Genomic DNA, 20,930 nt, shown 5'->3' on the forward strand with positions numbered 1-20,930 from the left:
TTATTTGAATTCCAATGCCAAGGCGGCGCACCACGACTCGCCGCGCGCGCTCTGGGACAACAACTTCAGCTGACGTCCATGCTTATGCGGGGTAATGGTAATGGTCAGGTCCGGCTTTGGCAAAAAGCCTGTGCCTTTATCTGGCCACTCGATCAGGCACAGCGCGTCCTCATCGAAGTAATCGCGGATGCCCATGTATTCCAGTTCCTCGGGATCCACCAGGCGATACAGGTCGAAGTGGAACGCCCGCACGTCGCCAATTTCGTAGGGTTCTACCAAGGTAAACGTAGGACTCTTCACAGCACCTGCATGCCCCAGCCCGCGAATGATGCCCCGGGACAAGGTGGTTTTCCCGGCGCCCAAATCGCCTTCCAGAAAGATCAGGCCCGAGCCTTTCGTCACTTGGGCAATACGGTTGCCGAGGGCGACCATGGCGTCTTCATCGGCCAGGAAAAGGATTACTTCAGACACGGCGATTGCTCCTCCAGCAACTGACGAATGGCGGGGATCAGGTCACTGGCGGCCAGCCCGCGACCAAAGGTGCCCTGCCGATCGCCGGCGGTGGCATGCAACCAGACTGCCAGGCAAGCGGCGTCGAATGCCGGCATGCCTTGGGCCAGTAAAGCACCGACCAGACCAGCCAACACATCGCCAAGGCCTGCGGTCGCCATCGCCGGGTGGCCTTGGTCACAGCGGGCAATGCGCCCGTCCGGGCTGGCGATCAAGCTGCCTGCGCCCTTGAGAACCACCACTGCATTGAATTTCTGACTGAGTGCGCGCGCCACGTTAAGGCGGTCGGCCTGAACTTCGGCTGTCGAAATGCCCATCAAGCGGGCGGCTTCGCCAGGATGCGGAGTGATTACGCAATCGGCCGGCAAGCTCACGCCGCCTTTCGACAGCAGGTTCAACGCGTCAGCATCCCAGACCTGCGGCTGCCTGGCGTTGGCCGCGACCGACAGCAGGCTTTTACCCCAGGACGCTTCGCCCAGGCCCGGACCAATAACGATCACGGAAATTTTTTCCAGCAGCCCCATCAACTGATTGGCCGAGTGCACGCCCACCGTCATCACTTCCGGCAACCGCGCCAGCGCCGCTGCAACGTGCTCGCTGCGAGTCGCCAGGGACACCATACCGGCCCCGCTGCGCAGCGCGCTTTCGGTACTGAGCAAGGCGGCGCCGCCAAAACCCCGGTCGCCGCCGATCAGCAATACATGGCCGAACTGGCCTTTATGGGCGTCCGGGGAACGCGCAGCGAGTTGCGGCAATTGGCCGGGCAACAGGTGCTGAACGTCGGGTATTTCGTGTTTTGTCTGCGGCATGCGTCTTCAAGCTCCGATGTCTGGCAGAATTATACGCATCTAACCTGCGGTTTCTCTTGTTCATGCCTGCTATTACCTACGACCTGCCCGCCCTCGCCCAATCGATCAAAGACTGGGGCCGTGAGCTGGGCTTTCAACAAGTGGGCATCAGCGGCCTCGACCTCGCCGAGCATGAACAACACTTGCAGCGCTGGCTCGACGCCGGCTACCACGGCGAAATGGACTACATGGGCGCCCACGGCAGCAAGCGCTCGCACCCCGAAGAGCTGGTGCCTGGCACGTTGCGCGTGGTGTCCCTGCGCATGGACTACCTGCCCGGCGACACTCAAATGGCCCAACTGCTGGCCAAGCCCGAAAAAGCCTACATCTCCCGTTACGCCCTGGGCCGCGACTACCACAAGCTAATCCGCAAGCGCGTGCAGCAACTGGCCGACCGGATCCAGGCGCAGATCGGCCCGTTCGGCTTCCGCGCGTTTGTCGACAGCGCCCCGGTGCTGGAAAAAGCCATCGCCGAAAAAGCCGGGCTGGGCTGGATCGGCAAGAACACCCTGGTGCTCAATCGCAAGGCCGGCAGTTACTTTTTCCTCAGCGAGCTGTTTGTCGACCTGCCGTTGCCGGTCGACCCACCCCACGCCACCGAACACTGTGGCCGCTGCACCGCCTGCCTGGACATCTGCCCTACCAACGCCTTCGTCGGGCCCTACGTGCTGGACGCCCGGCGCTGCATTTCCTACCTGACCATCGAACTGAAAAGCGCGATCCCGGAAGAGCTGCGCCCTCTGATCGGCAACCGGGTATTCGGCTGCGATGACTGTCAGATCGTTTGCCCGTGGAATCGTTTCGCCCGGCCTACCGACGAAGGCGATTTCAAGCCACGGCACAATCTGGATAACGCAGAGCTGGCCGAGTTATTCATGTGGGACGAGGATAAATTCCTCAGCAACACCGAAGGCTCGCCGCTGCGCCGCGCCGGCTATGAGCGCTGGCTGCGCAACCTGGCGGTGGGCCTGGGCAATGCGCCGTCAAGCATTCCGGTGCTGGAAGCGTTGAAAGCGCGGCGGGAATACCCCTCGGAGCTGGTGCGCGAGCATGTGGAATGGGCGCTGAACCAGCACGCCGAACGTCAGTGCACGTCGTCGTTGTAGACGAACTTGGGCATTTCCCAGTGAAAGCGGATCGCCAGCAGCCGCAGCAGGAAGCCGCTGAACAGCGTCAACAGGATTGATTGCTCACTCGGCAGTTCCAGATAGATGCACAGCATGTAGAACCAGGCGGCGAGGAACGACACGCTGGCGTACAGCTCACGGCGAAAAATCAGCGGGATGTCGTTGCAGAAGATGTCCCGCAGGATGCCGCCGAATACCCCGGTGATCACGCCGCTGACGGATGCCACCAGCATGCCGTGGCCCATTTCCAGGGCGGTCATGCAACCGATCAGGGTAAAGGCCACCAGGCCCACGGCGTCCAGCGCGAGGAACAGCGAGCGCAGGTGGCGCATCAGCGGCGCGATAAAAATCGTCACCAGGGCCGCGATGGAGGTCAGCACCAGGTATTCCGGGTGCTTGACCCAGGTCAGCGGGTAATGGCCGAGCAATACATCGCGCACCGAGCCGCCACCCAGCGCCGTTACGCAGGCAATCAGCACCACACCGAACCAGTCCATGCCACGCCGCCCGGCGGACAAGGCGCCGGTCATGGCTTCGGCGGTGATGGCGATGAGGTAGAGCATCAGCAGCATGAGGGCGATCCTTGCAAAGTTGTGGCGAGGGGGCTTGTCCCCCGTTGGGGTGCGAAGCAGCCCCTATTGAAGGCAACGGAGTTTTTTCAGGGAGTGCGCTGTCAGGTTTGAGGGCCGCTTCGCAGCCCAACGGGGGACAAGCCCCCTCACCACAGACAAGCCCCATCGCCACAAAAGCCAGCTCACCTCAGGCACGACCGCTTTAGAACTTGATGAAATGCTTGCGGTAGTGCTGCAGCTCGGCAATCGACTCGCGAATATCGTCCAGCGCCAGGTGCGTGCTGCCTTTATGGAAGCTGTCTTTGACTTCCGGCGCCCAGCGTGCGGCCAGTTCCTTCAAGGTAGACACGTCCAGGTTGCGGTAGTGGAAGTAGCTTTCCAGCGCTTTCATGTGGGTATAAAGAAAGCGCCGGTCCTGGCAAATGCTGTTGCCGCAGATCGGCGACTTGCCCTTGGGCACCCACTTTTCCAGAAAGGCGATGGTTTCAGCCTCGGCCTCGGCCATGCTGACGCGGCTGTCACGCACACGCTGGGTCAGGCCCGAGTTGCCGTGGGTGCGGGTATTCCACTCATCCATGGTCGCCAGCACGGCGTCGCTGTGGTGAATGGCGATCACCGGACCTTCGGCCAAGGTATTGAGGTTGCTGTCGGTGACAATGGTCGCCATCTCGATGATGACGTCGGTGTCAGGGTTCAGACCGGTCATTTCCAGATCGATCCAAATCAGGTTCTGTGAGTTTTGCATGTCGTGGTTCCTTGGCACCTTGGCGTAGCTGCGCAGTTTAGCAGGCAGGGCGTGCTAGACTCGCGACCGTTTTACCTAACCTTTGCATTATCGACACGGAACACCAATGGCCAAACGCCAGCTCAACCGTCGCCAAAACTGGCGCATCGAAAAGATTCAGGGTGAACGCGCTGCCCGCGCCGCCAAACGTGAATCCTCCGCCGTGGAAGCGCTTGAGGGCGGCGACCTGGGCCCCGAGCAAACGGGCCTGGTGATCGCGCACTTCGGTGTGCAGGTCGAAGTCGAGGCCACCGAAGGCGATATCGCAGGCCAGGTGTTCCGTTGCCACTTGCGCGCCAACCTGCCTGCGCTGGTGACCGGCGACCAGGTGGTATGGCGTGCCGGCAACCAGGGCATCGGCGTGATCGTCGCCCAACTGCCGCGCACCACCGAACTGCGTCGCCCCGACAGCCGTGGCCAACTCAAGCCGGTGGCGGCCAACGTCGACATGATCGTCATCGTCTTCGCGCCACTGCCCGAGCCCCATGCCAACCTGATCGACCGCTACCTGGTAGCGGCCGAGCACGCCGGCATTCGCCCGCTGTTGCTGCTGAACAAGTTCGACCTGATCGACGAGCAGAACGCCCCGGCGCTCAACGCGCTGCTGGCGGTGTACCGCACCCTCGGCTACCCGGTGCTGGAAGTCTCGGCGCATCACGGTAATGGTATGGAGCAGTTGCAGACCGAACTGGACGGGCGCATCAGCGTGTTCGTCGGCCAGTCGGGCGTGGGCAAGTCATCCTTGGTCAACAGCCTGTTGCCGGAAGTCGAAACCCGTGTGGGGCCTTTGTCGGAGCTGTCCGGCCAGGGCACTCACACCACCACGACCGCACGGTTGTTCCACTTCCCGGGCGGCGGTGAACTGATCGACTCCCCGGGGATTCGTGAATTCGGCCTGGGCCACGTGAGCCGTGCCGATGTTGAAGCGGGCTTTATCGAGTTCAACGACTTGATCGGCACCTGCCGCTTCCGCGACTGCAAACATGACCGCGAGCCGGGTTGTGCCCTGCTCAAGGCCCTGGAAGACGGCCGCGTGCAGCAGCAGCGGATGAACAGCTATCGCTCGATCATCGCCAGCTTGCCCGAGACAAGCTATTAACATGTAGGAGCGATGTAGCAGATACAAAAAAGGCCGCGATCATCGCGGCCTTTTTGTACCTGACTTACGAGCCAGTGGCTGGCTGAGTCGGGTCTTTCACCCCACCGTCATCAAACAGGTTCAGCTTCTGGCGCAGTTCATGAGCCGGTAACGGCTCCTGCCCCGGCGGCAGTGCATTCGGGTCGGCCGGCACTTCGCCGGGCGCCCCGTCACCCGGGGTCGGCACCGGCGGCGCTGCGTGCTGGTCACCTTCAATCGCACGCTGGGCCTTTTTGGTCAGCACGACAATATCGATGCGGCGGTTGATCGGGTTGAACGGATCTTTGGGATCAAACAGCTGCGAGGAAGCAAACCCCACCACCCGTGCGACTTGCGGGTCCGGATAGCTGCCTGCGACCAGTGCCCGACGCGCGGCATTGGCCCGGTTGGCGGAGAGTTCCCAGTTGCCGAAGTCGCCTTGGCCCGCATACGGCTTGGCGTCGGTGTGGCCGCTGACGCTGATCTTGTTCGGCACCGCCTTGATGGTGTCGGCCATGGCCAGCAGGATGTCTTCAAAGTACGGCTTCAACCGCGCGCTGCCGGAGTCGAACATCGGCCGGTTAGCGGCGTCCGTGATCTGGATGCGTAAGCCATCTGGCGTAATCTCGAAGGAAATCTGGTCCTTGAACTTCAGCAGTTGCGGGTTTTCCTCAACCTTGGTTTGCAGCTCCTGCAGCAACAGCTCCAGACGCTCCTGTTCAACCTGTTCGGCCATGCTCTCGACAGTGTCGCGTTCGATCGGAATTTTCTCCTGGGGCGAGTCGGTCTTGATCTCCGGGTTGATGGTGCGCTCGGGCGCCAGTTGCGGCGAACCACCGAGGTCGATCACAAAAGGCGTACCGCTCTCGGAAAACCCGATGGGGTCCTTGAAGTAACCGGCAATCGCGATTTTTTGTTCCGGCGTGGCGGTGGACATCAGCCACAGCACCAGGAAGAACGCCATCATCGCCGTTGCAAAGTCGGCGAAGGCGATTTTCCAGGCGCCGCCATGGTGCCCCGCAGCGAAGCGCTTGACGCGCTTGATGATGATCGGCTGGTTGTTTTCCATGGTTTAGCGACCGCGAACCGCTTGTTCCAGCTCGGCGAAGCTTGGACGGTGCTTCGGATACAGCACCTTGCGCCCGAACTCCACTGCCAGCGATGGCGGCATGCCGGAAGCCGAGGCCACCAGGCACGCCTTTATAGCTTCGTACAAATTCACTTCTTCCTTGGCATCGTGGGCCAGGGAAGTGGCCAGCGGGCCAAAGAAACCGTAGGCCGCCAGAATACCGAAGAAGGTACCGACCAGGGCCGCACCTACGTGCATGCCGATGGCTTTCTGGTCGCCTTCGCCAAGGGAGGCCATGGTCACCACGATCCCGAGAACCGCCGCAACAATACCGAAACCGGGCATACCGTCAGCGATGCCGCTCACGGCGTGGGATGGGTGTTCCAGCTCTTCCTTGAGGCTGAACAATTCCATGTCAAACAAGCCTTCCAGCTCGTGGGGCGCCATGTTCCCGGACGACATGATGCGCAGGTAATCGCAGATGTAGGCAGTCATGCGCTCGTCTTTGAGCACCGCCGGGTACTTGGCGAAAATCGGGCTCGCCGAGGCGTCCTCGATGTCGCCTTCAATGGCCATCATGCCTTCGCGGCGGCTCTTGTTGAGGATCTCGTAGATCAGCCCCAACACTTCCAGATAGAAAGTATGGGAGAAGCGCGAGCTGAACATGCCCAGCGACTTCTTGATCACGTGCATCGTCATGTAGCCAGGGTTGGCCTGCAGGAAAGCGCCAAATGCCGCGCCGCCGATAATCAGCACTTCGAAGGGCTGGATCAGCGCTGCAATCTTGCCGTGGGACAAGACGTATCCGCCGAGCACGCTCGCGAGGACGACGATGATGCCGATAATTTTAGCCATAGGGGATGGGTACTTGCGCCGTCGGGTTCAGGGTCATATTCGCAAGAGTTGAAAACTCTTGTTCTACTTATCGGCAAATCTGCGCCAGACTATAGCTCGTTAAGGCGAAAAACCAGTTCGGCCCGTCCCGGGCGTGTTGACCGCAAGTGATGATCGCGCCCCAATCATGGCAAACGAAACGACAGTCCCAACTCAAAAACCCACCTCGCTGGCCGCCTGGATAAAGCGTCTGGACGATGTGCTATTGCCTGTTCCACAGGCGAGCCACGACCGCGTGTGCAAAGCCACTGGCGACAGCCGAAGTTCGTTGCGCGATATTGCAGAGTTGATGCAAAACAGCCCGGCACTGGTACTCAGCGTGATGCGCGAAGCCAATAGCCAGGCCCACGGCAGCCTGGCGGAGCCCGCAGAGAACCTCGAAGTGGCGATCAACCGCCTCGGCCTCAAACGCACCGAGCAATTGCTGGCGCGCCTGCCGTCAGTGCCGCTCAATGACATCCCCGTGGCACTGCGCCAGTTGCAAATGATCAGCCAGCACGCTTCGCAACAAGCCAGCGGGCTGTTCGCCAGCCGGCTGGCGCGGCTGTGGCAGGACATTCACTGGGGCAGCCTGCTATTCCTTTCGCCGCTGTGGCCGATGGCGATTGCCTACCCCAAGCTGCTGGAAGAATGGGAACTGCGGGTGATTCACAAGGGTGAACGCGCCCGCAAGGTCGAACAGGAACTGTTTGGTATCCGCCTGCTGGACCTGTGCCTGGGGTTGACCGAGGCATGGCGCCTGCCGATCTGGGTATCCCAGGGCTATACGTTGCTGCTGACCGAACAGCGCTGGCTGGCCAAGGCACTGCGTATTGCCCGTGAAGACGAGCCTTTGCGCCAACAGCAATTGCTGGATGCCGACCCGAACCTGCGCCGCTGGTTAAACCAGCCGGCCAACACCGTATTGCTGGCCAACGGGCTGGCGCTGGCAGCGCAAGAGTCGTGGACCTGCCCGCACACCCAGCGCTGGCAATACCTGACCGCGCTTTACCTGCAACAGCCGTTGGCCGAGGTACAGCAACAGTCTCACCAGCAGGCGGCAATCAGCGCCCGCACCAGCCTGATGCGCGATCTATGGCACCCGGCACTGTCGTTGATCTGGCCATGGGATGTGCAGCGCGTTCACCACGGTTTGCTGCCCGCACCACCCCCCACCGCCGAGGCCCTGGCGATTTGGCGCAAGCGCTGCACCGAACTGCTGGTGGAGCCGAGCCGCTTTGCCAACGCCATGCACCTGACTACGTGCGCCAAGGAAGCCCTTGTGGCCTGCGGCATGCAACGGGTGATGTTGCTGATGGCAGACAAAACCCTGAGCACCTTGCGGGTGCATCAAGTCAATGGCCTGCCAAAAGACGCCGACCACATGAGCCTTGACGCCACACAGAGTACTTTGCTGCAACGCCTGCTGGCCAAGTCTGCCCAGGTGCGCCTGAACCCCGATAACCACGCCCAGTTCTCGGCACTGCTGCCTGCGCAGCTGCGCCGCCTGTTCAAGGGCGAGCACCTGCTGCTGCGCTCCCTGAGTTGCAATGGCCGGGTGGTGATGCTGATGGTGGCTGACCAGGGCGGCGGGCCGTTCTCGGAAACCACCGTGCAGGCCTTCGGCAAAACCGCCCAGTGCATCGAAAAAGCCCTGCATTGCTTTACCAACCGCAGCGCCTGATGCTTGCGCTACAATCGCCCTCCTTTAGCGCCTAACTTTTATGCCCAGGAGACCTCACATGCCTGACTTCTCTGGCTTGCCGCTGGTCATCGAGGCCAGTGACCTGCTCGGTCGCCTCGATGCCGAACACCTGATTCTGGTAGACCTCACCAGTGCCGCGCGTTACGCCGAAGGGCATATCCCCGGCGCACGTTTCGTCGACCCAAAACGCACCCAGCTCGGACAACCCCCGGCGCCGGGCCTGCTGCCAGCCAAGGCTGACCTGGAAAAACTGTTCGGTGAACTGGGCCACACGCCGGATGCCACCTACGTGGTGTACGACGACGAAGGCGGCGGCTGGGCCGGTCGATTCATCTGGATGCTCGACGTCATCGGCCACAAGAAATACCACTACCTCGACGGCGGCCTGCTGGCGTGGCTGGAAGAAAAACACCCGGTGTCTAGCGAAGTCCCGGCCAGCGTCGGCGGCCCGGTCAGCCTGACATTGCATGAAGAACCCACCGCCACCCGCGAGTACCTGCAAAGCCGCCTCGGCGCTGCCGACCTGGGCATCTGGGATGCTCGCGGCCCGCTGGAGTACTCCGGAGAGAAAGTCCTCGCGGCCAAGGGCGGACACATCCCGGGCGCGGTGAACTTCGAATGGACCGCCGGCATGGACAAGGCCCGCCAACTGCGGATTCGCCGCGACATGCCGCAGATCCTCGAAGACCTCGGGCTGACCAAGGACAAAGAAATCATCACCCACTGCCAGACTCACCACCGTTCTGGCTTCACCTATCTGGTGGCCAAGGCGCTCGGTTATTCGCGAGTCAAAGGTTATGCCGGTTCCTGGGGCGAATGGGGCAACCACCCCGACACCCCCGTTGAGATTTAAGGTTTAAGGACAGTAAATGAAAAAGCAGTTGTTCATCCTCAGCCAGTACTTGCTGCCCCACCACCTGCTGTCGCGACTGGCGGGTTGCATTGCCGAATGCCGCGTGCGCTGGTTCAAGAATGCCTTCACCAGCTGGTTCGCCAAGCGTTATCAGGTGGACATGTCCCAGGCACTGGTTGAAGACGTGACGGCCTACGAGCACTTCAACGCCTTCTTCACCCGCGCCTTGAAAGACGGTGCCCGGCCTCTGGACCAAACGCCTGGCGCCGTGTTGAGCCCGGCCGATGGCGCCATCAGCCAGTTGGGCCCGATTGAACATGGCCGGGTGTTCCAGGCCAAGGGCCACAGCTTCAGCGTGCTGGAATTGCTCGGTGGTGATTCGGCGGTGGCTGCGCCGTTCATGGGCGGTGATTTCGCCACAGTTTACCTGTCGCCGAAGGACTACCACCGGGTGCACATGCCACTGGCCGGCACCCTGCGCGAAATGGTCTACATCCCTGGCCGGATCTTCTCGGTAAACCAGACCACCGCCGAGAACGTGCCGGAGCTGTTTGCACGTAACGAGCGGGTTGCCTGCATTTTCGACACCGAACGCGGCCCGATGGCCGTGGTGCTGGTGGGCGCGATGATCGTGGCATCGATCGAGACCGTATGGGCTGGCCTGGTAACACCGCCCAAGCGTGAGCTGAAAACCGTGCGCTATGACGAAGCTGCCCGCGGGCCGATCCACCTGGAAAAAGGTGCGGAACTGGGACGCTTCAAACTGGGTTCGACAGCGATCGTGCTGTTTGGGCCGGGCCAGATTAAATGGTCGGAAGAACTGCTGGCGGGCACGCCGGTGCAGATGGGCCAAGGCATGGGTTTGCCGAAAGCCTGACGACGACCTCTGTAGGAGCCGGCTTGCCGGCGATGCGATCTTGAGGACGCCATCGCCGGCAAGCCGGCTCCTACAAAGTGTGTGTACTAGAGCTGACCGTCGCGGTCGCGAAAGCCCAACAGGTACAACACCCCATCCAGCCCCAGGGTCGAAATCGCCTGCTTGGCCGATTGCTTGACCAGCGGCTTGGCGCGAAACGCCACACCCAACCCGGCAATGGCCAGCATCGGCAAGTCATTCGCCCCGTCGCCGACCGCAATGGTCTGCTCCAGACGCAACCCTTCCTTGTGTGCCAATTCCCGCAGCAAATCAGCCTTACGCTGTGCGTCGACAATCGGCTCTACCGCCACGCCCGTGACCTTGCCGTCCACCACTTCCAGCTCGTTGGCAAACACATAGTCGATACCCAGCTTGGCCTGCAATTGCTTGGCAAAGTAGGTGAAGCCGCCCGACAGGATCGCGGTCTTGTAGCCCAGGCGCTTTAGTTCAGCGAACAGGGTCTCAGCGCCCTCGGTCAGGCGCAGGGAGGCGCCGATGGAATCCAGCACGCTTACATCCAGGCCCTTGAGCAGCGCCAGGCGCTCCTTGAAGCTGGCACGGAAATCCAGCTCACCGGCCATGGCGCGCTCGGTAATTTCCGAGACCTGCTCACCCACACCGGCAGCCTTGGCCAGTTCGTCGATGACTTCGGCTTCGATCAGCGTTGAGTCCATGTCGAACACCGCCAGGCGGCGATTGCGGCGGAACAGCGAATCTTCCTGGAAGGCGATATCGACGTTCAGCTCCTGGGCCACGCTGAGGAATTCGGCGCGCAGGGCCTGAGGGTCTGCCGGCTCACCGCGTACCGAGAATTCAATGCAGCCCTTGCCCTGGTCAGCGGGCGTGTCCAGCGGCATGCGACCCGACAGACGGTCGATGTGGTCGATATTCAAACCATACTGGGCCGTGATCGAGCTGACACGCTGCAATTGCTCGGCCGTCACCTTGCGGGTCAACAACGTCACGATATGGCGTTTCTTGCCCTGGCCGGCGACCCAGCTCTGGTAGTCCTCTTCGGACACCGGCGTGAAACGCACCTGTTGATCCAGCTTATACGCCGTAAACAGGATGTCCTTGAGCACAGACGAGGCTTGCTCGGTGCTTGGGATTTCCACCAGGATGCCGAACGATAGCGTGTCGTGAATCACCGCCTGGCCGATGTCGAGAATGTTCACACCACCCTGGGCCAGAACACCGGTAATGGCTGCGGTGAGACCCGGACGGTCCTCACCTGTGATGTTAATCAGGACAATTTCGCGCAAAGCGCACCCCCGAGCTGGAAAAAAACCGCATTCTACCCACTTTCAGTGACCATCGGGCACAGCCAGCGCTTTGCCGGTCTTGGGCCTGTCGCTATACTGCGCGTCAACTTCACGGACTAAAGAGCCGAGCTTAAGTGAACCGGCCCACGCCAGTAAAAACCGATAACTTCTTCCTGCTGATCTTCCGGGCACTGCGTCACCGCCGTGTACCGATCGCATTACGCATCGCCAGCCATAACGTGATCCTGGTCGCTCTGGCCCTGGTGATCTACGCCTGCGTGATGGGTTTGCAGTTCAAGCAGGCCATGCACGAGCAAGCCGACGCCCTGGGCGAGAGCTTGACCACCCAGACCGCCACCTCGGCGACTGAGTTGTTGGTGTCCAACGACATCCTCAGCCTCAACGTGCTGCTCAACAACCTGACCAAAAACCCGCTGGTGGCCCACGCCGCTATCTATAGCGTGGACAACCGGATCATGGCCGAAGCCGGGCAACGCCCGAAAAACGGCCTGCTGGGTGAAGCCGAAGGCCTGTACCAGAGCAATATCACGTTTCAGGACGTGAAGGCCGGCCAACTGCGCATCAGCCTGGACATGCAACAGTTCCAGCAGCCGATGACCATCAGCCTGCAAAGCATGGGCATCTTGAGCGCGATCCTGCTGGCCCTGTCGTTGGCCTTGAGCCTGCGCCTGGGTCGGCATATCTCTACGCCACTGATGCAACTGCGCATCTGGCTGCGGGATATCGACGAACATACCCCGGCCACCGACCGTCAGGACGAAATCGGCGACCTCGCCCGCCAACTGCACACCAGCTTCGCGCCGGAGCCCGTTGTGCCGGAGGTTGAACCCGAGCCCGAGTTCGACGACACCGATTACGAAGACGACGAGCCGGAGTTTGAAGTGCGCAACCTGCGCGACCCAAGCTTTGACGAGTCTGCGCCGGTGGCGGGCCTCAAGCCGGCCACCCGGCAGGTGATCAAGGCAGAAGAAGACGAACTGGACGAAGAAGACCCGTTCGCCGATCTTCGCGACACTTCAGCGCCAACCGCTCCTGCTGTGCAACCGGCTCCGGTGCGCAGCACCCAGCCCCAGCACAGCGCCGTATTGGCCGTGCAACTGGGCGCACAGGATCAGTTGCGCCGCTTGCCGCGGGCACGCCTGACCGAGCTGCTGGAACGTTATCGTGATTGCCTCGACCAAGCGGCCTCGCTGTACCAGAGCGAACTGCACACCCTGAACGACGGCAGCACGCTGATGCTGTTCCACAGCGAAGACAGCGGCGAAGACTACCTGACCAACGCCATCTGCTGCGGCGAGCTGCTGCGGGCCCTGGGCCATGCGCTGCAAATCGAAGTGGCCGACAGCGGCATCACCTTGCAGCTGCAACTGGGCCTGACGGTCGGTGACGATCTGTATGGCATGAGCCAGATTGATCTACTGCTGACCGAAATCGCCCAGGACGCCTTGGCCTTGTCGCAACACAGCCGCAACCTGCTGCTGGTGGAACGCAAGATCAGCGATGACGTGTTGATCCGCCAACGTGCGCGGATCCGCCCGATTGCCAGCCCTGAGGGTGCGTGCTGTGTGGAGCGGTTGATGGAGCCTTATCCGTCGATGCTTGAGCGCCAGCTGGCGCGGATGCACGAGACCCGGGCGAAGAACTAAAGATCATCGTTTAGCCCTTGTGGGAGCTGGCTTGCCTGCGATGCAGACGCCTCGGTGTACCCGATGTACCGAGGGGATGCTATCGCAGGCAAGCCAGCTCCCACACAAGCTCACACATTAGATCTGTGTACCGCTCAGATCCCGCACAAACAAAAGGCCCGCTCATCAGCGGGCCTTTTTATTTGCCTGTCTTCAGGTCAGAACCTGAACACTTCCATATCCGTACGAATCGGCACTGCCATCGGCATCTTCGGCTTTTCCGGTGCGGCGGGCTTGGCCGCCGCCGGGGACTGCTTACGCGGCGCTTCTGCCACCGACGGCTGGTTGGCCAGTGGTTTGAGAGCCACGGACAATTGCTGCGCCAGGTTCTGCAACAGCACGCCCTGGGCCTGAACCTGGGACGCAGTGGTACCGGTGTGTTGTTCCTGCAAATGCACGATGCGGTTATCCCGCACCTGGCCGCGACGGTCGATCAGGCGCCACTGGGCGTCCAGGATCGCCGGCTGGGAAACACCGGAGTCCAGCCGTGTGATGGTCAGCAACACCTGCACGTCCGGGGTAAAGCCCGCAGGTGCCGGCGCCAATACCACACGCTGGCTGTCCAGATGGCCAGCCACCTGACGCAACATCAGTTGATTGATATCGGACGACAGGCTACCCGCCCAGCGACCATCGGTGGAACCTTGCAGGCTGCCGTCGTTCTGACGTTGCAGCAGGGTTTCGCGTTGCAGGTAGTCAGCCACTACAACAGGGCCAAGCAATACTGCCATGCCGGCACTTTGTGCAGGCTGGGCCGGACTTCCACTGTCCAGCTGATACAGCGACACAGGTTGATGTGTGCTGCAACCCGCCAGGCCCAAAAGGCCAGCGAGCAACAAAAATAAAGGAAGGCGCGGAGCAGTCATCATCCCATCCAGGTGGCTGCCACAAGGCGAACCACAATGTAATACTCAAAAATAACCTATACGCGCTCAGCCACGCCGGCGCTGGAAAGGCCATATCATCCGTGAATATGCGCCATGACTCCAGCGCGAAAGCGTCGATCTACGGGTTAAATCGTAGATCGGGTGCTCTATATCGCCTTAAACGGGCGTTTCCACCAGTAATGCGTCCACTCGCTGGAAGCCGCGCGGCAGTTTGTTGCCACGACGACCCCGCTCACCCTTGTAGTGCTCAAGGTCGTCAGGGCGCAGTGACAACGTGCGCTTGCCGGCCTGCAACACCAGGGTGGAGCCTTCCGGGATCACCGCGATGTCGGTCACGTACTCTTCGCGACTGGCCACCCGCTCCCCGGGAATACCAATGATCTTGTTGCCTTTGCCTTTGCCCAACTGCGGCAAATCACTGATTTTGAACACCAGCAAGCGGCCTTCGGTGGTCACCGATGCAAGCCAATTGCCTTCACGGTCTTCGACCGGACGCGGCAGGATAACCTTGGCGTTGTTTGGCAGGCTCAACAACGCCTTGCCCGCCTTGTTCTTGGCCTGCAGGTCTTCACCCTTGACCACGAACCCGTAGCCCGCATCGGAGGCGATGACGTACAGCGAATCATCGTCCGGCAGCAGCACGCATTCAAAATTCGCCCCTGGCGGTGGTGTCAGGCGCCCGGTCAACGGTTCGCCCTGCCCCCGTGCCGACGGCAAGGTATGCGCCGGCACCGAATAACTGCGCCCGGTGGAGTCGATAAACACCGCAAACTGGTTGGAACGCCCGGCCGCCGAGGTTTTAAAACCGTCACCCGCCTTGTACGACAAGCCAGTGGCGTCAATATCATGCCCTTTGGCTGAACGAACCCAACCCTTTTCCGACAAAACGACGGTAATTTTCTCGTTGGGCAGCAGCTCGGTTTCGGTCAGGGCCTTGGCTTCGGCGCGCTCGACAATCGGCGAACGGCGGTCGTCGCCATAGGTTTCGGCGTCCTTGATCAGCTCGGTGCGCACCAGCTTCTTCAGCTTGGCCTCGCTGCCCAGCAGGGCCTGGAGCTTGGCTTGTTCCTTGAGCAGCGCGTCCTGTTCGTCACGCAGCTTCATCTCTTCCAGTCGCGCCAACTGACGCAGACGGGTGTCGAGGATGTAGTCCGCCTGGATTTCGCTGAGTTCGAAGCGCGCGATCAGCTCGGCCTTCGGGTGCTCGGCGGTACGGATGATGTGGATCACTTCATCCAGGTTGAGGTAGGCAATCAGCAAACCGTCCAACAGGTGCAGGCGGCGTTCGACCTTGTCGAGGCGAAATTGCAGGCGACGACGCACGGTCTGTACCCGGAACTCCAGCCACTCCACCAGCAATGCCCGCAGGTTCTTCAACTGCGGCTTGCCGTCCAGGCCGATGATGTTGATGTTGACCCGGTAGCTGGACTCCAGCTCGGTGCTGGCGAACAGATGCTGCATCAGCACTTCGTGGTCGACCCGGCTGTTGGTCGGGATTATTACGATGCGGCACGGGTTCTCGTGGTCGGACTCGTCACGCAGGTCGGCGACTTGCGGCAGCTTCGAGGGCTTGGCCTGCATCAGCGCGGCGATCTGCTCCAGCACCTTGGCGCCAGACACCTGGTGTGGCAGCGCGGTGACGATGATGTCGCCGTCTTCAATGTGGTACACGGCGCGCATGCGCACCGAGCCTTTCCCGGTCTGGTAGATTTTCAGCAGGTCGGCGCGAGGCGTGATGATTTCCGCTTCGGTCGGGTAGTCCGGGCCTTGAATGTGTTCGCAGAGCTGTTCGACCGTGGCCTTGGGCTCGTCCAACAAGCGCACGCAGGCAGTGGCCACTTCCCGCAGGTTGTGCGGCGGTACGTCCGTGGCCATGCCCACGGCGATGCCGGTGGTGCCATTGAGCAGGATATTCGGCAAACGTGCCGGCAACACCAGCGGTTCGTCGAGGGTGCCGTCAAAATTCGGCCCCCAATTGGCCGTACCCTGGCCCAGCTCACTGAGCAGCACCTGCGAATACCGCGACAGGCGCGCTTCGGTGTAGCGCATGGCGGCGAAGGACTTGGGATCATCCGGCGCACCCCAGTTACCCTGGCCGTCCACCAGCGTGTAGCGGTAGCTGAACGGCTGGGCCATCAGCACCATGGCCTCATAGCACGCCGAGTCGCCGTGGGGGTGGAACTTGCCGAGCACGTCACCGACGGTACGCGCCGACTTCTTGTGCTTGGAGTCAGCGTCCAGGCCCAACTCACTCATCGCATAGATGATGCGCCGCTGCACGGGCTTCAAGCCGTCGCCGATATGCGGCAAGGCACGGTCCATGATTACGTACATCGAGTAGTTGAGGTAGGCATTTTCGGTGAAGTCAGCCAGCGACCGGCGTTCAACGCCGTCTAAGCTGTCTGCAAGGATGTCACTCATGCGGGCCTCATCATTGTTTGGTCTGGCGCAGCAGCAAGGTGCCGCTGCGCTGGGTAAATTCAAGTTGTTTCAACGCACTCATGCCCAGCAATACCTGTTCATCGCCCAACCCCGGAACCACCAGGGCGCGCACATCGTGCAGGACGATGTCGCCCAGTTGCAGGCGGCCCAGTTCGGTCCGCAAGCCTTGGGTTCGCCCGTTGGCAGTACTCACGCCAACCGGAATGCCGCGTTTAAGCCCGAGACGGTCGGCCAGTTCGGCCGGAACCGCCACGTCGGTGGCCCCGGTGTCGAGCATAAACTCCACTGGCTGGCCGTTGATCTGGCCAGTGGCAACAAAATGCCCTTGGCCGTTGCCCAGCAGTTTTACTTCGATATAACCCTCGTGTTGTTCCGAGGTCACCACGGCATTGGGATTTTCCTGACGCGCTTCCCACTGCCCAAAAAACCGTGTTGCCAAAAACAATCCTGCGCCCCATGCCACAAACATCAACACACGGCCGGCGCGCTTGCCGGCGGGCTGGCTGCTCATGGCTTGATGCTCCAGCCACCCGCAGGGGCGGCGAAACGATAGACCATCGGCCGTTTTTCGCCATCGGCGCGAGCGCCGAAATTATTGTCCAGGCCAATCCAGGCACCTTGAGCATCGATCACCAACGCTTCGGCCAGGCCGTAGGGCTGATTGTATTGGCGCTGCGGCGCCAGCATTTCATCGGCATAGGACCAGCATTGCTCAACCTTCGCCGTCACGGGATCACGCCGGCACAGCTGAAACTGGCTGCTTTCGAGGGTAAACAGCTTGCCCTCGAACAGCGCGATGTCAGAGAAATTGCGCGACACCGCTTTGGCCTTGGGCATCTGTGCCGGCTGCATCTCGGTGCCCGCCTCGCTCAACAACACGCAAGGACCGTCGCAATCCCAGAGGGTTTGCGGGCGCTTGATGGAAATCAACCCACGCCGCTCGCGTTCAGCCGCGAGCCAGATCTGATTGCCTTCCGGGTTCACCGCCAGCCCTTCGAACAGTGCATTGAAGTGCAACAACATGCCACTGGCCCGGGCTTCGCGCACCATGCCCGGGGCGATCTTCAACCACTCAGTGTTACCGTGTTCGCCGGAAAACGGCACTCTCAGCACAGCCGCGTGAGCCTCACTGACAATGTAGCGGTTGCCCGCCGCATCGCAGCTGATGCCCTCAAAATCCAGGTCACCACCGCGAATAAATGACGCAGCCGTGTTTCGCGAGCGTAGCCCCCAGGGCAACCCGGACGCCGGCACCGGTGGAACATCGATGCCGAACTTCTCAGCCTTCCAAACCGGCGCAGAGGTATCCAGCCGATAAATCTGGTCGTCGTCGCGATCGGACACCGTCCACAACTCATCGCCACACAAGGCCAGGCCCGACAGGTTACCGCCGCGCATGCCTTCCACCGGGTGTTCAGACAACAGCTTCAGCTCATCCACGGGCGCCGCGACCACCGAGGTGGACGCCAACCCGCTCAACAACAGAATCGCCAGGGCGAAACCGCTGCGCATCAGCCCAGAACCTCGGCCAGGTTGCCCTTGGACTCCAGCCAGCTCTTGCGATCCGGCGCACGTTTCTTCGCCAGCAACATGTCCATCATTTCCGAGGTGGCGGCAAAATCTTCCAGGGTCAATTGCACCAGGCGCCGGGTGTTCGGGTCCATGGTGGTTTCCCGCAATTGCGGCGGGTTCATCTCACCCAGGCCTTTGAATCGGGTGACCTGAGGCTTGCCGCGTTTCTTCTCCGCCACCAGGCGGTCGAGAATGCCATCACGCTCGGCTTCGTCCAGGGCGTAGAAAATCTCTTTGCCCAGGTCGATACGGTACAGCGGCGGCATGGCGACATAGACGTGACCGGCATCCACCAACGGGCGGAAATGCTGGACGAACAGCGCGCAGAGCAGGGTCGCAATGTGCAGACCGTCGGAGTCGGCGTCGGCGAGGATGCAGATTTTGCCGTAGCGCAGCTGGGCGATATCGGCCGAGCCCGGGTCAACCCCGATGGCCACGGCGATGTTGTGCACTTCCTGGCTGGCCAGCACTTCGCTGCCGTCGACTTCCCAAGTGTTGAGGATCTTGCCGCGCAGGGGCAGGATCGCCTGGAATTCCTTGTCCCGTGCTTGCTTGGCAGAACCGCCGGCAGAGTCACCTTCGACCAGGAACAGCTCGGAGCGCATTGGGTCTTGCCCGGCGCAGTCCGCCAGCTTGCCCGGAAGTGCCGGGCCCTGGGTGATGCGCTTGCGCTCGACCTTCTTGCTGGCCTTCAGGCGGCGGCCGGCGTTATTGATCGCCAGTTCTGCCAGGGCCAGGCCCAATTCGGGGTGTTCATTGAGCCACAGGCTGAAGGCGTCCTTCACAACACCGGAGACAAACGCCGCCGCTTCGCGGGACGACAGGCGCTCCTTGGTCTGGCCGGAGAATTGCGGCTCCTGCATCTTCATCGACAGGACGAACGCGATCCGCTCCCAGACGTCTTCCGGTGCCAGCTTGACGCCACGTGGCAGCAGGCTGCGGTATTCGCAGAATTCGCGCATGGCATCCAGCAAACCCTGGCGCAACCCGTTGACGTGGGTACCGCCCTGGGCAGTCGGGATCAGGTTGACGTAGCTTTCCTGGACGCTGTCGCCGCCTTCCGGCAGCCACAGCAAAGCCCAATCCACGGCTTCCTTGTTACCGGCCAGACTGCCGCAGAACGGCTCGTTGGGCAGGCGCTCGAAGTCGCTGACGGAGTCTTCGAGGTAGGAGCGCAGGCCGTCTTCGTAGTGCCACTCGACCTTTTCGCCGGTGCCTTTGTCTTCAAAGCTCACCAGCAGGCCCGGGCACAGCACAGCCTTGGCCTTGAGCACGTGCTTGAGGCGGCTGATGGAGAACTTGGGTGAATCGAAGTATTTCGGGTCCGGCGCAAAATACACGCTGGTGCCGGTATTGCGCTTGCCGACGGTGCCGATCACTTCCAGGTCGGTGGCTTTATAGCCATCGGCGAAAGTCATCTGGTACTCGTTGCCGTCGCGCTTGACCTTGACCCGCACGTGGTTCGACAAGGCGTTGACCACGGAAATACCTACACCGTGCAGGCCGCCGGAGAACTGGTAGTTCTTGTTCGAGAACTTGCCGCCGGCGTGCAGCTTGGTGAGGATCAGCTCGACGCCCGACACACCCTCTTCCGGATGAATGTCCACCGGCATGCCGCGACCGTCGTCGGACACTTCCAGGGAATGGTCGGCGTGAAGGATGACTTGTACCGACTTGGCGTGCCCGGCCAAGGCTTCGTCGACGCTGTTGTCGATGACTTCCTGGGCAAGGTGGTTCGGCCGACTGGTGTCGGTGTACATGCCGGGGCGTTTGCGCACCGGGTCGAGGCCCGAGAGGACTTCGATGGCGTCGGCGTTATAAGAGCTAGCGCTGGGAGTGGCCATGGGGTCTCGTCGTGAGTCGTTCGATTAAAAAGTAACCTGCGGTTTCACAATGCGGTGAAATCGAAGGATTGGTACTGATCGGAGCCTATGCCGGCAAAACTCAACAGCGCCGGTAACTGCTGGGCGAAGCCCTGGTAACCATGGTCGCCGCCGGCCTGGATGCGCAGGGCACAGGCCCGGTAATACTGCTGGGCGAGCCGATAATCCAGTGTTTCGTCCCCGGTCTGCAACCACACCTGATAACGCTGGCCGTCTTGGGGCGCCGGCACTTCCAGCTCGGCCAGGGCCGTGACGTGGTCGAGGGTCAATTCCCAGGTCTCGTCGGTGTAGAGGTTCTTCTGGGTGCCCAGGTAACCGTCGAACATCCGATGAGGGCTGACCGCCGGGTTGACCAGCAAGGCGTTGAGGCCATGGCGTTCGGCAAGATGGGTTGCATAGTAGCCGCCGAGTGAGCTGCCGACCAGCAGTGGCCTTCCGAGGTCACGGATCGCTTCCTCCAACTGGGGGATCGCCTGGCGGGGGTGGTGATGCAGGGCCGGCACCCGTAGTTGGTCGGCCAGACCGAGGCTGTCCATCACGGTGATCAGTTGGCTGGCCTTGTTGGAGGCTGGTGCGCTGTTGAAACCGTGGATATACAAGATCGATGCGGACATTCCGGGTCCTCTGGGGTCGGCTTAAAGAGGGGCAGTTTACAGGGAACTTGGGGGCTAGGCTCTAGCGGGGTTTCTGGGTGTATATCCATTTTTTGGGTGATGGCTTGTATGGGTTCCGCCCTTACGGCGGGTCACTTTTGAAAGGAGCCCAAAAGTAACCAAAAGGCTCTTGCCCCACCACTCGGCACCT

19 protein-coding genes are annotated in these 20,930 nt (G+C 61.4%); 6 read left to right on the top strand and 13 right to left on the bottom strand.

All coding sequences use genetic code 11. The annotated features are described in order from the left end of the window. Positions 1 to 471: a tRNA (adenosine(37)-N6)-threonylcarbamoyltransferase complex ATPase subunit type 1 TsaE gene (gene tsaE, locus ACZRN6_RS18295; RefSeq protein ID WP_322142988.1), complete on the bottom strand. Its 471-nt coding sequence runs from the start codon at positions 469 to 471 to the stop codon at positions 1 to 3. Continuing rightward, positions 459 to 1,319: an NAD(P)H-hydrate dehydratase gene (locus ACZRN6_RS18300; protein ID WP_322142987.1), complete on the bottom strand. Its 861-nt coding sequence runs from the start codon at positions 1,317 to 1,319 to the stop codon at positions 459 to 461. Before ACZRN6_RS18300 ends, tsaE begins: the two co-directional genes overlap by 13 nt. A 62-nt stretch (positions 1,320 to 1,381) precedes the next feature. Between ACZRN6_RS18300 and queG the strand changes: the two genes are divergently transcribed. Then, positions 1,382 to 2,464 carry a tRNA epoxyqueuosine(34) reductase QueG gene (gene queG, locus ACZRN6_RS18305; RefSeq protein ID WP_322142986.1) on the top strand — a complete coding sequence of 361 codons (1,083 nt, stop codon included), beginning with the start codon at positions 1,382 to 1,384 and terminating at the stop codon, positions 2,462 to 2,464. On the opposite strand, the gene ACZRN6_RS18310 is transcribed toward queG, so the two are convergent. Both ACZRN6_RS18310 and orn read right to left on the bottom strand, forming a co-directional pair. Next, positions 2,443 to 3,057 (bottom strand): trimeric intracellular cation channel family protein, encoded by a 615-nt coding sequence (locus tag ACZRN6_RS18310; protein ID WP_177083090.1) that lies wholly within the window; start codon positions 3,055 to 3,057, stop codon positions 2,443 to 2,445. The two genes, queG and ACZRN6_RS18310, sit on opposite strands and share 22 nt — an antisense overlap. A 202-nt stretch (positions 3,058 to 3,259) precedes the next feature. Next, positions 3,260 to 3,802 (bottom strand): oligoribonuclease, encoded by a 543-nt coding sequence (gene orn, locus ACZRN6_RS18315; protein WP_322142985.1) that lies wholly within the window; start codon positions 3,800 to 3,802, stop codon positions 3,260 to 3,262. A gap of 106 nt (positions 3,803 to 3,908) precedes the next feature. Here orn and rsgA point away from each other — a divergent pair, with 106 nt between their 5' ends. Beyond that, positions 3,909 to 4,940 (top strand): small ribosomal subunit biogenesis GTPase RsgA, encoded by a 1,032-nt coding sequence (gene rsgA, locus ACZRN6_RS18320; protein WP_177041275.1) that lies wholly within the window; start codon positions 3,909 to 3,911, stop codon positions 4,938 to 4,940. 64 nt (positions 4,941 to 5,004) lie between these two features. Here the strand turns inward: rsgA and motB are convergent, their stop codons facing one another. Both motB and motA read right to left on the bottom strand, forming a co-directional pair. Next, positions 5,005 to 6,027 (bottom strand): flagellar motor protein MotB, encoded by a 1,023-nt coding sequence (gene motB, locus ACZRN6_RS18325; protein WP_464008447.1) that lies wholly within the window; start codon positions 6,025 to 6,027, stop codon positions 5,005 to 5,007. 3 nt (positions 6,028 to 6,030) lie between these two features. Continuing rightward, positions 6,031 to 6,882 carry a flagellar motor stator protein MotA gene (gene motA, locus ACZRN6_RS18330; protein ID WP_322142983.1) on the bottom strand — a complete coding sequence of 284 codons (852 nt, stop codon included), beginning with the start codon at positions 6,880 to 6,882 and terminating at the stop codon, positions 6,031 to 6,033. Positions 6,883 to 7,048: 166 nt separating this feature from the next. On the opposite strand from motA, the gene ACZRN6_RS18335 reads away from it, so the two are divergent. Genes ACZRN6_RS18335 through asd form a run of 3 tightly spaced genes read left to right on the top strand, consistent with a single transcriptional unit; the run spans position 7,049 to position 10,335 of the window. Continuing rightward, a complete protein-coding gene (locus tag ACZRN6_RS18335) occupies positions 7,049 to 8,584 on the top strand; it encodes an HDOD domain-containing protein (RefSeq protein ID WP_464008448.1) in 1,536 nt (511 codons plus the stop codon). 58 nt (positions 8,585 to 8,642) lie between these two features. Continuing rightward, positions 8,643 to 9,458 carry a thiosulfate sulfurtransferase gene (rhdA, locus tag ACZRN6_RS18340; protein WP_322142981.1) on the top strand — a complete coding sequence of 272 codons (816 nt, stop codon included), beginning with the start codon at positions 8,643 to 8,645 and terminating at the stop codon, positions 9,456 to 9,458. Between the two features lie 16 nt (positions 9,459 to 9,474). Next, the gene (gene asd / locus ACZRN6_RS18345; RefSeq protein ID WP_322142980.1) at positions 9,475 to 10,335 is read left to right on the top strand and encodes an archaetidylserine decarboxylase; all 861 of its coding nucleotides are present in this window, start codon (positions 9,475 to 9,477) and stop codon (positions 10,333 to 10,335) included. Between the two features lie 86 nt (positions 10,336 to 10,421). Here the strand turns inward: asd and serB are convergent, their stop codons facing one another. Beyond that, entirely contained in the window at positions 10,422 to 11,636 is a 1,215-nt protein-coding gene (gene serB / locus ACZRN6_RS18350; RefSeq protein WP_322142979.1) for a phosphoserine phosphatase SerB, read from the bottom strand. 134 nt (positions 11,637 to 11,770) lie between these two features. Between serB and ACZRN6_RS18355 the strand changes: the two genes are divergently transcribed. After that, positions 11,771 to 13,303 carry an AhpA/YtjB family protein gene (locus ACZRN6_RS18355; protein WP_322142978.1) on the top strand — a complete coding sequence of 511 codons (1,533 nt, stop codon included), beginning with the start codon at positions 11,771 to 11,773 and terminating at the stop codon, positions 13,301 to 13,303. Positions 13,304 to 13,500: 197 nt separating this feature from the next. Here ACZRN6_RS18355 and ACZRN6_RS18360 read toward each other — a convergent pair whose 3' ends face one another. The 6 genes from ACZRN6_RS18360 to ACZRN6_RS18385 all read right to left on the bottom strand — a co-directional run bounded on the left by ACZRN6_RS18360 (position 13,501) and on the right by ACZRN6_RS18385 (position 20,740). After that, positions 13,501 to 14,208, bottom strand: coding sequence for a PqiC family protein (locus ACZRN6_RS18360; RefSeq protein WP_322142977.1), 708 nt, complete (start codon positions 14,206 to 14,208; stop codon positions 13,501 to 13,503). A 177-nt stretch (positions 14,209 to 14,385) separates the two neighbouring features. Continuing rightward, complete coding sequence (gene parC, locus ACZRN6_RS18365) at positions 14,386 to 16,650, bottom strand: DNA topoisomerase IV subunit A (RefSeq protein ID WP_322142976.1); 2,265 nt, start codon at positions 16,648 to 16,650, stop codon at positions 14,386 to 14,388. Positions 16,651 to 16,660: 10 nt separating this feature from the next. Further along, positions 16,661 to 17,182, bottom strand: a complete 522-nt coding sequence (locus ACZRN6_RS18370) for a retropepsin-like aspartic protease family protein (protein WP_464008449.1) — start codon at positions 17,180 to 17,182, stop codon at positions 16,661 to 16,663. Continuing rightward, positions 17,179 to 18,183, bottom strand: a complete 1,005-nt coding sequence (locus ACZRN6_RS18375) for an esterase-like activity of phytase family protein (RefSeq protein WP_464008450.1) — start codon at positions 18,181 to 18,183, stop codon at positions 17,179 to 17,181. The genes ACZRN6_RS18370 and ACZRN6_RS18375 overlap by 4 nt, the downstream gene beginning before the upstream one ends. Continuing rightward, positions 18,183 to 20,087 (bottom strand): DNA topoisomerase IV subunit B, encoded by a 1,905-nt coding sequence (parE, locus tag ACZRN6_RS18380; RefSeq protein ID WP_088425596.1) that lies wholly within the window; start codon positions 20,085 to 20,087, stop codon positions 18,183 to 18,185. The genes ACZRN6_RS18375 and parE overlap by 1 nt, the downstream gene beginning before the upstream one ends. A gap of 44 nt (positions 20,088 to 20,131) precedes the next feature. Further along, positions 20,132 to 20,740: a YqiA/YcfP family alpha/beta fold hydrolase gene (locus tag ACZRN6_RS18385; protein ID WP_322142972.1), complete on the bottom strand. Its 609-nt coding sequence runs from the start codon at positions 20,738 to 20,740 to the stop codon at positions 20,132 to 20,134. Between the last annotated feature and the right edge of the window lie 190 nt (positions 20,741 to 20,930).

This window comes from Pseudomonas sp. A125, from assembly GCF_055409485.1.

Bases quoted from the DNA above. Each gene is read 5' to 3' on its own strand.
- ACZRN6_RS18385 (WP_322142972.1), bottom strand. From the start codon at position 20,740: ATGTCCGCATCGATCTTGTATATCCACGGTTTCAACAGCGCACCAGCC.
- motA (WP_322142983.1), bottom strand. From the start codon at position 6,882: ATGGCTAAAATTATCGGCATCATCGTCGTCCTCGCGAGCGTGCTCGGC.
- ACZRN6_RS18300 (WP_322142987.1), bottom strand. From the start codon at position 1,319: ATGCCGCAGACAAAACACGAAATACCCGACGTTCAGCACCTGTTGCCC.
- rhdA (WP_322142981.1), top strand. From the start codon at position 8,643: ATGCCTGACTTCTCTGGCTTGCCGCTGGTCATCGAGGCCAGTGACCTG.
- asd (WP_322142980.1), top strand. From the start codon at position 9,475: ATGAAAAAGCAGTTGTTCATCCTCAGCCAGTACTTGCTGCCCCACCAC.
- orn (WP_322142985.1), bottom strand. From the start codon at position 3,802: ATGCAAAACTCACAGAACCTGATTTGGATCGATCTGGAAATGACCGGT.
- parC (WP_322142976.1), bottom strand. From the start codon at position 16,650: ATGAGTGACATCCTTGCAGACAGCTTAGACGGCGTTGAACGCCGGTCG.
- ACZRN6_RS18375 (WP_464008450.1), bottom strand. From the start codon at position 18,183: ATGCGCAGCGGTTTCGCCCTGGCGATTCTGTTGTTGAGCGGGTTGGCG.
- queG (WP_322142986.1), top strand. From the start codon at position 1,382: ATGCCTGCTATTACCTACGACCTGCCCGCCCTCGCCCAATCGATCAAA.
- motB (WP_464008447.1), bottom strand. From the start codon at position 6,027: ATGGAAAACAACCAGCCGATCATCATCAAGCGCGTCAAGCGCTTCGCT.
- ACZRN6_RS18360 (WP_322142977.1), bottom strand. From the start codon at position 14,208: ATGACTGCTCCGCGCCTTCCTTTATTTTTGTTGCTCGCTGGCCTTTTG.
- parE (WP_088425596.1), bottom strand. From the start codon at position 20,087: ATGGCCACTCCCAGCGCTAGCTCTTATAACGCCGACGCCATCGAAGTC.
- ACZRN6_RS18310 (WP_177083090.1), bottom strand. From the start codon at position 3,057: ATGCTGCTGATGCTCTACCTCATCGCCATCACCGCCGAAGCCATGACC.
- rsgA (WP_177041275.1), top strand. From the start codon at position 3,909: ATGGCCAAACGCCAGCTCAACCGTCGCCAAAACTGGCGCATCGAAAAG.
- ACZRN6_RS18370 (WP_464008449.1), bottom strand. From the start codon at position 17,182: ATGAGCAGCCAGCCCGCCGGCAAGCGCGCCGGCCGTGTGTTGATGTTT.
- ACZRN6_RS18335 (WP_464008448.1), top strand. From the start codon at position 7,049: ATGGCAAACGAAACGACAGTCCCAACTCAAAAACCCACCTCGCTGGCC.